Genomic DNA, 12,501 nt, shown 5'->3' on the forward strand with positions numbered 1-12,501 from the left:
TATGAAAAGAACCAGGTTCGAATCTAAACCGGGCGTTACGTTTACCGATAACGCCACCAATTTTTGTATTTACTGCCCACACGCTTCGGCGATAAGCTGTATTCTGTTTGATGCATACGACGCTGAAAATGGTGTCCCCCATTCTATGCAGATGGATGCCGACGGTTACTGGCAAGTGGAAATTCAGGGTGATCAATCCGGCAGATGGTATGCTTATGACGTTGAGTTTGCCGATGAAGAATCTAAGCCCGACTCTCCCTATATCAATGAACATTTTGCGGACCCATATAGCAAGCATGTCACCGTTCGAAACACATATCGCCAGGACGCCCGAAGTTACATTTATAAGGATGATTTTGATTGGGAAGGCGATACACACTGCTTCCCCGATGATCCCAGGGATCTTATCATATACGAAACTCATCTGAAAGATTTAACGGCACATCCAAGCAGCAAGGCGAAAGGAAAGGGGTTTTATCAAAAGTTTACTGACCCAAATCAAAAAGGCGGAATCAATTACCTGAAACGGCTTGGGATCAATTGTGTTGAATTTCTTCCGCTTCACAAATTTCCGCCAATCGAGCCGCCATTCGAAGAAACCACCCCCGAGGGTTTTCAAAACAGCTGGAATCCATATTCGACCAACTATTGGGGTTATATGACCTCCTTTTTCTTTGCGCCGGAGAGCTCTTTCGCGTCGGATTACTCCAATCGTTTTTCCGGTAAAACCACCGCGGCCGTTACCGAGTTAAAAGAGGTTGTTAAGCAACTGCACAAAGAGAATATGACAGTCATTATGGATGTGGTTTTTAATCACACATCCCTTTTTGACGTCAATCCACTCACTCATCTCTGCCCCGACGAATATTTAAGGTCTGATGAAAATGGTGAGCTCCTTAACAGAAGCGGTACAGGCAACGAGTTCCGGTCCGAAAATCCCGTAGCTCGCCAGTTAATTGTAGACTCTCTGCTTTACTGGATAGAAGAGTATCATATCGACGGATTTCGATTTGACCTTGCAGCTCTGCTTGACAGAAAATCATGGGATGTAATCAGGAACAAAGTTCACGAAAAATATCCGAAAACCGTTCTTATTGCAGAACCATGGGGTGGTTACTACTCTCCTCAGGACTTTTCCAATCACGACTGGGCTTCCTGGAATGATCGAATCCGGAACAGTATCAAAGGGTCTAACCCAATGCAAGATAAGGGATTTATATTCTCTGAATGGCAGCACGAAACACGGCGGGAACGGCTGGAAAACATCTTTAAGGGAACACTGAATCATGGTGAAGGCGGTTTGTATAACACCTCAGCCCACAGTGTGAATTATCTTGAAAGCCACGACGGATACACTCTGGGTGATTTTATTCGTATAGGTCTGAAGCCTGAGCTGCAGGATGAAAAAATCACCGACAGAGAAAAACACGTAAAACTCAATCCGTCTGAATTAAAGATTGCCAAGTTAGCCGCGCTAACACTTTTTACTGCACAGGGTATAACGATGATCCATACGGGGCAGGAGTTCGCAAGATCCAAGATTATTGCAAAGACACCGTATCCCGATGATGATGTGGGGAAAATGGACCACAACAGCTACCAGAAAAACAACGAAACCAACTGGATCAATTTTGATGATATTCGATTAAATTCGTCCCTGTTCGATTATTACCGGGGGCTGATTCAGATACGAAAGCATTGTCCGGCCTTAAGCCGTTGCGAACCTCACGAAATCAGCTTCGAACATTATGGGAATCCGCTGGTTATCACTTTTTACATTAGCGGTAATGAAAGCGGAGACTTAAATGACTATTATGTGCTCCTTAACGCCTCAGCTAATGAGAAAGCTAACTGCAGACTTCCTGAAGGCACGTGGGAAGTTATTGCAAATAAGGATATTGTATCAATTCAGTCTGTAGATATAGCAAGTGGAACAGTAAAAATTGAACCTCAAAGCGGAATGTTGTTAAGAAAGTTGCGACATTGATCTTCAGCGAATATTTTAGTGCGTCTCTATTAACCTAAATCTATCTCACTTTGGCTACTTCTCCTACCAATAACCGTGGTACCTGGAACACAAAATTTGGATTTATTCTCGCAGCAGCCGGATCGGCCGTTGGACTGGGAAATATCTGGCGATTTCCAACCGAAGCCGCATCAAATGGTGGGGCCGCTTTTCTCTTTATTTATATCATTTGCGTTGTACTGATCGGACTCCCTGTTATGATTGCGGAACTTTCAATCGGGCGCAGCACACAGAAAAATCCTGTTGGCGCTTTTAAAGCCCTCAGCACAAACAAATTTTTTCCCCTGGTCGGTTTTTGGGGTGTTTTGTGTGGTGTGATGATCCTGAGTTTCTACACCATTATTGCAGGCTGGACATTTAGTCACGTCTTTGTTGAGATATTCACATTTGCGGGCTGGCACTCCACTGCCGAGCTTTTAGCTGATTCTGAAAACGGCTATGTCAATGCCATTTTTGCCATGATATTTATGGGCTTAACCATCATGATTATTCGCGGTGGAGTTAGCGAGGGAATTGAAAGAGCCACGAAACTGATGATGCCGCTTTTGGTTCTCATTTTAGCCATCATGACTCTCTATGTTGTATTTCAGCCCGGCGCTACAGAGGGACTTGAAGTCTACTTGAAACCCGACTTTTCCATGATTACCGGTGAGCTGGTTCTTGCCGCACTGGGACAGGCCTTCTTTTCTCTCTCCTTGGGAATGGGTGCCCTTATAACCTACGGATCTTACTTGAGCAAAAAAGAGAACATTGTGGAAGCCGCCAGTTATGTAACACTTGCTGATGTTGGAATCGCGTTTTTGGCCGGTCTGTTGATTATGCCAACTATTTTCCTTGCTCAGGCGCAGGGCGTTGAAATTTACGATGCCTCCGGAAACTTTCTTGCCGGGCCTGCACTCATATTCCAGATTTTACCTGAACTGTTTTCCCAGATGGGCGGTGTATTGGGTTTAACGATTGGGATATCCTTCTTCTTCCTGCTCAGTTTAGCTGCACTTACGTCAACCATATCACTCCTGGAAGTACCAACCTCTTATATTATTGATGAACACGGTGTACGAAGGACAAAAGCAGCGCTCTATGTTGGATTAACCGTTTTGGTCATTTCAATCATTATCTCATTCAATACAGCTCTGATCGGAAACATCGACTACATATTCAGTGTGATAGGCCTGCCGCTTGGTGGACTTTTAATCTGTATCTTTATTGGATATTTCTGGAAAACAAAAAGTGCCGTGGATGAGATGAAGAACGGATTTAAAGATATTCGTGATTCATGGTTTACAACTGTTTGGTCTGTATTTATCAAATTTATCTGTCCGATTATCATTCTCTTTATTTTAGCTCAGGCCATTTTGGGATAATCTGAAAGCAAAATTCGAATTACTTTACAGCAGTAAGTTGTTATCGAACAGAACCTGCTGTATTTTTGAAGTCTAAATTTGAACTAAACTAACGTATGGGAAAAGTAAGTACATCCGATTTCCGTCCCGGAATGAATATTCTGCTGGACAATGAAATTTACACTATTGTTGACTTTCAACATGTAAAACCCGGAAAAGGCGGTGCATTTGTTCGCACAAAGTTAAAGGGCGTTGAAAACGAAAAGAATATTGAAAAAACGTTTCGCTCCGGGGAGTCTGTTGAATCCATCCGTGTAGAAAAACATCCCTACCAGTTTCTCTATTCCGAGGGTGATATGTTTTTCTTTATGCACCAAGAAACCTACGAACAAGTACCGCTGGAACGTAAACGAGTAGAAAATTCGGAATTTATCTTCGACGGACTGGTTTGCACACTCTCTATCGATGTAGACAATGAACAGATTCTTTTTGCTGAACCACCTGATCAAGTGGAAGCTGAAGTTGTACAAACCGATCCCGGAATACGCGGTGATACGGCACAAGGCGGCAGCAAGCCTGCTACGATTTCCGGCGGTGCCGTTGTTCAGGTTCCGCTTTTCATTAACGAAGGTGAAGTAATTCGCGTAGATACACGAACCGGTGAATATCTAGAAAGAGCTAAAACTAAATAAACAGTTATTATGGACTTAAAACTTGTCAAAAACCTGCTAGACCTTATCTCAAAAACTGAACTCAATGAAGTTTCTATTGAGGAAGGAGATTTTAAAATGAAAGTTAAAAAACAGTCTGATGCTCCTGCTCAGTCTGCACCAATGCAGTTTCAAATGCCTGCGGCTCAGCAAGCACCTGCTCAGGCAGCTCAGCCGGCATCGGCTCCTGCCCCTACAGATTCTTCAGCATCTGAAAGTAAAGAGTCGCAGCCTGATGGTGATACCGTTAAATCTCCGATTGTTGGAACATTCTACGAAGCCTCATCGCCTGATTCTGATCCATTTGTTAAGGTTGGAGATACTGTGCAGAAAGGTGATACCCTCTGTATTGTTGAAGCAATGAAAATTATGAATGAAATCGAAGCAGAATTCTCAGGAACTGTTCAAAAAATTCTTGTTGATGACGGTCAACCCGTAGAATTCGATCAGCCGTTGTTCATTATCAAAAAAGCTTAATTAAACAGTATGTTTAAAAAGATTTTAATCGCGAATCGAGGTGAAATTGCACTTCGTATTATTCGTACCTGCAAAGAAATGGGAATTAAAACCGTTGCGGTCTACTCCACTGCAGACCAGAATAGTTTGCATGTGAAATTTGCAGATGAGGCGGTTTGTATTGGCCCACCTCCGGGACGTGACAGTTACCTTAAAATTCCAAGTATTCTTGCAGCAGCTGAGATTACCAATGCAGAAGCTATTCATCCCGGTTACGGTTTTTTAGCTGAGAATGCGGAATTTAGCAGAATATGTGAAGAACACAACATCAAATTTATCGGCCCTTCCCCCCATATGATCGAAAATATGGGTGATAAAGCTACAGCAAAGGCCACGATGATAAAAAATGATGTACCTGTGGTACCCGGTTCAGAAGGTATCGTCACATCCGTTGACGAGGGAAAAAAGATTGCCAAGGAAATTGGTTACCCGGTCATTATAAAGGCCAGTGCCGGTGGCGGTGGCCGAGGAATGCGTGTTGTTGAAAGTGATGACAAATTCGAACACTCTTTCAAAACGTGCCGGAACGAAGCTGAATCGGCTTTTAGTAATCCTGCTGTTTATATCGAGAAATTTGTGGTCAATCCCCGTCATATCGAAATTCAGATCATGGGAGATCAGCACGGAAATATTAAGCATTTAGGTGAACGTGAGTGTTCACTGCAGCGCCGTCATCAAAAAATTCTTGAGGAAGCCCCTTCTCCGGTTATGACACCCGAAGTTCGTGACAAGATGGGATTAGCTGCGGTTAACGCAGGTAAAGCCATCGATTACGAAGGTGCAGGAACCGTTGAATTTATCGTTGATAAAGATCTGAATTTCTATTTCATGGAGATGAATACCCGAATTCAGGTTGAACATCCGGTTACAGAAGAAATTACGTGGTGCGATATTGTAGAACAGCAAATTCGAGTAGCCGCCGGCGAAAAAATTGATATGTCTCCACTGAAAATGCGCGGACACGCCATCGAATGCAGAATCAACGCGGAAGATCCGGAGTTTAATTTCCGTCCTACTGCCGGTGAAATCACATCCTTCAACATTCCGGGCGGACACAGTGTACGGGTTGACACGCACGCCTATGCGGGCTATAGAATTCCGCCGCATTATGATTCAATGATTGCAAAATTGATTGTGAGTGCTCCTACCAGAAAAGAGGCAATTGCACGTATGAAACGCGCACTGCAGGAATTTATCGTGGAAGGTGTAAAAACGACCATACCCTATCACCTGCAATTAATGGAAGACAAAAACTTTCAGACTGGTGATTTTAATACACAGTATTTAGAGCAGCATTTCAAATTTAAACCGGAACAAAAATAACCATTTACTTTTATGAACATTCCTGATGATCTGAAATACACAAAAGAGCACGAGTGGATCCGCGATAACGGTGACGGTACCGTAACAATTGGAATCACTGATTTTGCTCAGGGTGAACTGGGAGACATTGTCTTTGTTGAGCTTGAGCCTGAAGGATCAGAATTTGATCAAGATGAAGTTTTAGGCACGGTAGAAGCTGTAAAAACTGTTTCTGAACTCTTTTCACCTGTTTCCGGCGAAGTTACCGAGATAAACGAAGACCTTGAAGATGATCCCGAGCTGGTAAACAATGATCCCTACGGAGACGGCTGGATGGTTAAAATGAAGCTTTCTGACGCATCTGAACTCGACAGCCTTCTGTCTCCTGAAGATTACGAACAACTGATTGACTAAATAATTTACAACAACTGTATATAATGCATACTCATCACGATGAGTGGATTCTCATCTTAGACTTTGGCTCACAATACACACAGCTCATCGCCAGAAGGCTCAGAGAACTCAATGTTTATTGCGAAATACATCCATATAACACTCCAAAAAAAGAATTTGAGAATCATCCGCCCAAAGGTTTAATCCTTTCCGGCGGACCAAAAAGCGTGTATGATGAGGATGCTCCGGTTTTAAACCTGGACTACTTCAAATTTGATATTCCTGTACTGGGAATTTGCTACGGACTTCAGTCCCTTGCTCACGCCATCAAGCCCGGCAGCGTGGAAAAAGCTGACAAACGTGAATTCGGGCGTGCAGAACTGTTAATCAATGATCACTCCGATATTTTTAAAGGAATTGACGACGGTTCCATTGTATGGATGAGCCATGGAGATCACATCAAAAAGCTTCCCTCCCCTTATGAAATTATTGCGCACACAGAGAATGCGCCTGTTGCTGCCGTAAAACACAGTGAGAAACCGATCTTCGGCGTTCAATTTCATCCGGAGGTAGTACACACTGAAGACGGTGCAAAAATGCTGGAAAACTTTGTGATCAATATTGCAGGGTGTTCCGGGGATTGGACGGCAGCATCTTTTATTGAAACTGAAATCGAAGCTATCCGGGAAAAAGTTGGAAATGACAAGGTGATTTGCGGCCTTTCCGGCGGAGTGGATTCTACCGTAGTTGCCACTCTTTTGCATAAAGCCATCGGAGACCAGCTGCTCTGTATTTTTGTAGATAATGGCCTTTTGCGCAAAAATGAGTTCGAAAAAGTTCTGCAAACATACAAAGATAACCTGCATCTTCCGGTTAAGGGAATTGATGCATCAGATCTATTCCTGGATAAACTGGAAGGAGTATCCGATCCCGAAGAAAAAAGGAAGATTATTGGAAATACCTTTATTGAAGTATTCGATAAAGCAATTGAAGATGAATCTGAGTACAAGTATTTAGCACAGGGCACCCTCTACCCTGATGTTATTGAAAGCGTCTCATTCAAAGGTCCTTCCGCAACCATCAAGTCTCATCACAATGTTGGCGGACTGCCCGAGAAGATGAATCTCGACCTTATCGAACCGGTCAGAGAGCTTTTCAAAGATGAAGTTCGTAATGTTGGACGTGAGCTGGGAATTCCTGAGGCCTTAATCGGGCGACATCCTTTTCCGGGTCCCGGAATGGGAATTCGTGTTTTGGGTGAAATTAGCAGAGACAAACTGAGGCTTTTACGAGAAGCTGACGATATTTTCATTCAATCACTCAGAGATCACAAGCTGTACGACGAAGTATGGCAAGCGCTTGCGGTACTTCTTCCCGTTCAGTCTGTCGGTGTGATGGGCGACGAAAGAACATACGAGTTTACCGTGGCACTGCGAGCTGTTACCAGCCTGGATGGCATGACTGCCGATTGGGTACATCTTCCTTACGAATTTCTTGCTATGGTCAGTAACCGGATTATTAATGAAGTGCGTGGTGTAAATCGAGTGGTATACGATATCAGTTCCAAAGCCGCCTGCAACCATTGAGTGGGAATAGAGAGGAACATTTTTTCATCAAAACTCTTTATTTCATTGACTTTAATTTGTACGATTCTCAACCGATATGAAAAAATATTTAGTTTTACTCGTCACTCTTCTTTTTTTAACTGAATACGCATCTGCTCAATCATTTCAAGAGGGAGTTGAGCTCTATGAAAGTGAACAGTATGAAGAAGCTATAGAGATCTTACAGAATGTAAACTCTGATGAAGCATTACTCTTTATCGGAAAAAGCTATCTGGCTCTCGGCAACTATCCACTCACACGTAGCTACCTGGATCAGCTGCAGAACAGTGAAAGAACGAGTATTCAACAAGAAGCTGAATACACAAAAGCTGTACTGTATTTCAGAACGAAAGATTATTCATCAAGCCTAAATACACTTAGTCAACTTCTGGATAGCAGTAACAGATCCGGTATTCAGATAGATGCAAGACGACTATATAACCAGATTATTCGATATCTGGATATCAGCGAACAATTTGAAGTTTTACAAAACGCTGATAGCCGTTCTCTTCGAATGGACGTTGCCCGGCAATCCAAGAGGCAAATGGATGAACCCCTTTTTCGCTCCGTAGTGAACGAGCTTTTACGGCTTGAACCGGATACTTCACTTCACGATCAAATCCTGGAATCGCTTAATCTAAATCAAATCAGCCAAAACTCCACATTCAGCTATCCTACAGCGCCTGAAGGTACTGTCTACCATATCGGGGTTGTGTTGCCAACATTTGATGAGGAAGATCCTGATTTTACCATTCCCCGAAACCTGTACTTCGGAATTATGCTCGCAGCTGAAGAGTTCAACAGCCGTAACTCGGACAAAAAAGTGCAGCTCATTTTCAAAAACTCAGCGGAAAGCCCCGATACAACCGCAATGGCTGTTACAGAGCTGGCCTGGGCTCATCATGCTGATGCTGTGATTGGGCCACTATTCTCAGATACAGCTCAACGTATGGCTGAGCTGGCTGAAGAGTACAGAGTTCCAATGCTGGCGCCTCTGGCCAATTCTGACGAGCTGAACCTTGATTATAATTATACTTTCCAGTTCAACCCGACTTTCGAAGTTCACGGGAAAAATATGGCGCGATACGCTGTTCAGGAACTGGGCCTCGATACACTTGCCGTTATCACAGAAGAAAATTCGCTGGGTCGCGAATCGGCCCTTGCGTTTCGTAAAGAAGCAGAGCGATTAGGTGCATTTATCTCTTACTATTTTGAGGATGATTTTGCAGCTATCGGTTATGATTTAAGCGAATTCACAGAAGTGTTTACACCGGATGAAGCATTGAGCGATTCTCTCGGATATATCCCCACACAGGCCATCTACGCTCCTTTCACGGGTCAGGCATCCAGTACCATGGCTAGCCTGCTGATGAACGATCTCGAAGCGATGAGAAGCCGTCAGATCATATTAGGATCAGAAGAGTGGCAAGATGCGGATCTGTCTGCTTATCAGCGCAGAACATTCGAAATTTTTCATAGTCAGGCAAGCGGAACTGCAGCCGACTCAACCACAGTGGCCTATTTTGAAGAGGATTTCTCAACCCGGTTCAATACTTCACCTGATCGCTTTGCGAGGATGGGTTACGATACGGCTACATTTCTCTTTCAGAGTTTAGAAACTGCCGGCAATCCATCATATTTGGGTCGTGTTCTGAGAAATAAGGACGTTTACAACGGCCTGGCACTTCAAATTCATTTTGATGGCCATAGAATTAACCAGATAGTTAACGTTAAACCTCTGACACCCCGGGCTCAGGCAAGATTTGAGGATGAGCCGGATTCGGAAGATTAAGTTTAATGAAATAAGCTACTCTTGATTTTCCGATTCAAGTCGCTCTCTTTCATCGCGTAGACGGTACTGTTCCTGAATCCACCTTCTCCATTCGGCGCTCGCCTCTCTATGCTCCTCAAATGTTCGCGAAAATCGATGCGAACCGTCAGGTGCCGCCACCATAAATAGATAATCGTGATCCTCCGGGTTTAGAACAGCCCTGATTGACGCCTCATCCGGATTAGTGATTGGACCCGGCGGCAAGCCTGCATAAATATAAGTGTTGTATGGATGATCAAACCTGTAATCCTCAAACAGCAGTCTTCGACGTTCGCCCAACGCATAAATTACGGTTGGATCAGCCTGGAGAAGCATGTTTCTATTTAATCGATTTAGATAGAGGCCGGCAATCCTGGGTTTTTCATCAGCGACTTTCGCTTCCATTTCAACAATTGAGGCAAGCGTAATAATCTCGCTCAGTGAGTAAGGACTCTCCGAAATTTCATCCCGATAACGATCTGCAATCATTCTGTCAAACTCGTTGTAAACTCTTTGTACAGCATTTTCCGGAGATGCAGTCCAGTATATTTGATAGGTGTTGGGTAACATTCTGGAAAATAACTCCTCTCCGCTCAGGTTCAGCTCCTGTGCCATATCAGAGCTGTCAGTGAATATCCTGGAGAATTCATCGGCATCCGCTTTCAGTTGATTGCCGAGTGTAACAGCAATCCGATCCGGGTCACTTCCTGAAAGAATAGTAACAGAAGCAGCGTTTTGAATACCCCGGGCCATGTTTGATAAAAACTCATCATAAGAGTGCGAACCATCAACAATATATAAACCTGACCTGAAGTTTCTCCATCCCAAAACTCTTCCGGCCCATCGCAATTCCTCGCTGTCCACATTTACTCCAAGACTGTCCATTTTTTCTACCAGCGAATCAAGTCCGGTTCGGTCGTGCAGATAGATCTCTACAGGAATATCTGACTGGATAGCTGACGGGTTGTGAAGACGGTAGTTGCGCCAACCGCTCAAAATTAAGGTAACTGCTGCCAGGAGTACGAACAGCGCGATAAACTCTTTTTTATTGAAAGGACTCATTTACTGTAATCGTTGTGATCATCATATCTGAAAACGAGAAGAATATAAGATTTATTTAAATGAATCCCCGTTTGAGCAAACGAAGCGTTAGAAAAGAGGGACATACACTCAATTAACACAATTTAACAGGCAATCTGTACTGAGTATGCCATTGGGTGGCAACATTTTCGATAGATCTTCGTATATTTAAACAGATATTTGGTTCTGAAAGGAATCAAATGCCCTAAAGAACAGCCTCAGGTTTTGGTCGACCTGGGGCTCTTTTATTTTAGAGAATTTAACCCGGAATATTCACCAAGCCCCGAAAGCTTTCGGGGGTGAGCAAGGCGAAGTAAAAATATCGGGTTAAAATGTGGGGTTGAACCGTATCCAAAGGGTTGGCTCTGTATCGAATTCTTTCAAAGGCCATGCTATCTCAAATCTGAAAGCGCCTGTTCCCAGACCAAATCCGGCATCGTGCTGTAACTCTGAGAAATTGAAGGATGAAAATCCCGAATCCTGCTCCGGATCTGGAATAGCTAACATGCCTGATTGTTGCGTCCAGCCGGAATCTAAGAACAACAGGATGTGCATGTTGTAATCTCTCATCCAGACACCGGGTCGGTTTGAAGATCTTCCAAATTGAATTTCCAGATTACTGAGCAGCATATTGTCGCCCTGGAAAAATTTATAAGGTGAGCCTCTCAGAGTACCTATACCGCCCAGGTAAAACTGCTTAAAGTCGGGTGCATCTCCGGTAATACCTCCGGCTTTAACCCTCCATCGCAGAACAGAACCCGGCTCAAAATTGTAGAAGAACTTCACCTGAGACCAATACTTGTTGTAGCGATAGTTTTCGTCACTTGAGGTGTTGTCAGCCAACTCAGCACCTACAGACGCTGCGAACGTAAACCGATCGGCCAGCAGAACATTTTTGGGATTGAAGGAAAAAGAGAAACTGTAACGATCCAGATCAATTTCATCTGAAAAACGGTCAATCGGTGGATTTAAACGATACGGGCTTGATTTCCCAAACAGTGAGTACGTGGTATTTCTTTCCAGAGAAGTAAACGTATCACGATTGTAGGAGAATGCCGCCTCAAACCAACGATCGGTGCGATATACGGTGTAGAGCCCAAATCCTTCCATCTGGTGATAGTCAAGAAAGTCGTATGAAGCAAAAAAAGAGGTCAACGAATTTTCGATAAGTCCTGTGCGGTGGTAATCTTCTGTAGATGTAGCGCGATGAAACTCTCCGCCAACCATCAATCTTCGGCTTTTACCAATCAATTTTTCAACTCCAAGAGCATACTCCCACTCTTTTGATGCCGTTCCGTATCCAATAAAACCATGGGGTCGTATCTGTTCGATATCTAGAAAGCTGCTAGACTGGTACCACTGCATCCTCTCTTTTCTGATCCCAAGAAAAAGGCCGTTAACACGGTTAAAATGAATCATCGGTAAATTTGGATATTGACTGTACAGTTCATTACTGAAGTACGGTCCTGCTTCAATATCACCGCCTAAATCCAATCCGGAATAAGACAGCCTTCGTACCGCTCGCTGTGCCTCCTCTGTAACCGTTGAGTCTGAATCGTCTTCCATTTCAGCCTGATCAGAACCAAACAGCTCTTCGAGTGATTTGCTAAATATTGGATCCCGTTTAAATGGATCCTCCGCTGTTTGCTGGCCCAGGCCAATTACAGGAGTTAATAGTGATAAAGCTAATAATATGAGAATTGATCGTACCATATCT

At 43.7% G+C, this 12,501-nt stretch carries 9 protein-coding genes and 1 pseudogene; 8 read left to right on the top strand and 2 right to left on the bottom strand.

Features of this window, described 5'->3' with window-relative positions:
* The first annotated feature begins 1 nt into the window (after nucleotide 1).
* The 8 genes and pseudogenes from U5K35_RS14490 (at nucleotide 2) to U5K35_RS14525 (ending at nucleotide 9,686) form a co-directional block, all read left to right on the top strand.
* A complete protein-coding gene (locus U5K35_RS14490; protein ID WP_322572211.1) occupies nucleotides 2-1,987 on the top strand; it encodes an alpha-amylase family glycosyl hydrolase in 1,986 nt (661 codons plus the stop codon).
* A 50-nt stretch (nucleotides 1,988-2,037) separates the two neighbouring features.
* A complete protein-coding gene (locus U5K35_RS14495) occupies nucleotides 2,038-3,390 on the top strand; it encodes a sodium-dependent transporter (protein WP_322572212.1) in 1,353 nt (450 codons plus the stop codon).
* A 95-nt stretch (nucleotides 3,391-3,485) separates the two neighbouring features.
* On the top strand, nucleotides 3,486-4,061 hold the full coding sequence (efp, locus tag U5K35_RS14500; RefSeq protein ID WP_322572213.1) for an elongation factor P: 576 nt from the start codon (nucleotides 3,486-3,488) through the stop codon (nucleotides 4,059-4,061).
* A 9-nt stretch (nucleotides 4,062-4,070) separates the two neighbouring features.
* Entirely contained in the window at nucleotides 4,071-4,556 is a 486-nt protein-coding gene (gene accB / locus U5K35_RS14505; RefSeq protein ID WP_322572214.1) for an acetyl-CoA carboxylase biotin carboxyl carrier protein, read from the top strand.
* Nucleotides 4,557-4,565: 9 nt separating this feature from the next.
* Nucleotides 4,566-5,918 carry an acetyl-CoA carboxylase biotin carboxylase subunit gene (gene accC, locus U5K35_RS14510; RefSeq protein WP_322572215.1) on the top strand — a complete coding sequence of 451 codons (1,353 nt, stop codon included), beginning with the start codon at nucleotides 4,566-4,568 and terminating at the stop codon, nucleotides 5,916-5,918.
* A gap of 12 nt (nucleotides 5,919-5,930) precedes the next feature.
* Nucleotides 5,931-6,311, top strand: coding sequence for a glycine cleavage system protein GcvH (gene gcvH / locus U5K35_RS14515; RefSeq protein WP_322572216.1), 381 nt, complete (start codon nucleotides 5,931-5,933; stop codon nucleotides 6,309-6,311).
* Nucleotides 6,312-6,334: 23 nt separating this feature from the next.
* Nucleotides 6,335-7,886: pseudogene (gene guaA / locus U5K35_RS14520) on the top strand (glutamine-hydrolyzing GMP synthase).
* Between the two features lie 66 nt (nucleotides 7,887-7,952).
* Nucleotides 7,953-9,686: an ABC transporter substrate-binding protein gene (locus tag U5K35_RS14525; protein ID WP_322572218.1), complete on the top strand. Its 1,734-nt coding sequence runs from the start codon at nucleotides 7,953-7,955 to the stop codon at nucleotides 9,684-9,686.
* 15 nt (nucleotides 9,687-9,701) lie between these two features.
* On the opposite strand, the gene mltG is transcribed toward U5K35_RS14525, so the two are convergent.
* Together mltG and U5K35_RS14535 are read right to left on the bottom strand one after the other, a co-directional pair.
* Nucleotides 9,702-10,766: an endolytic transglycosylase MltG gene (gene mltG, locus U5K35_RS14530; RefSeq protein WP_322572219.1), complete on the bottom strand. Its 1,065-nt coding sequence runs from the start codon at nucleotides 10,764-10,766 to the stop codon at nucleotides 9,702-9,704.
* Nucleotides 10,767-11,111: 345 nt separating this feature from the next.
* A complete protein-coding gene (locus U5K35_RS14535) occupies nucleotides 11,112-12,497 on the bottom strand; it encodes a hypothetical protein (RefSeq protein ID WP_322572220.1) in 1,386 nt (461 codons plus the stop codon).
* Nucleotides 12,498-12,501: the final 4 nt, after the last annotated feature.

Origin of the sequence: Rhodohalobacter sp. (assembly GCF_034521535.1) — a bacterium.
GTDB lineage: Bacteria > Bacteroidota > Rhodothermia > Balneolales > Balneolaceae > Rhodohalobacter.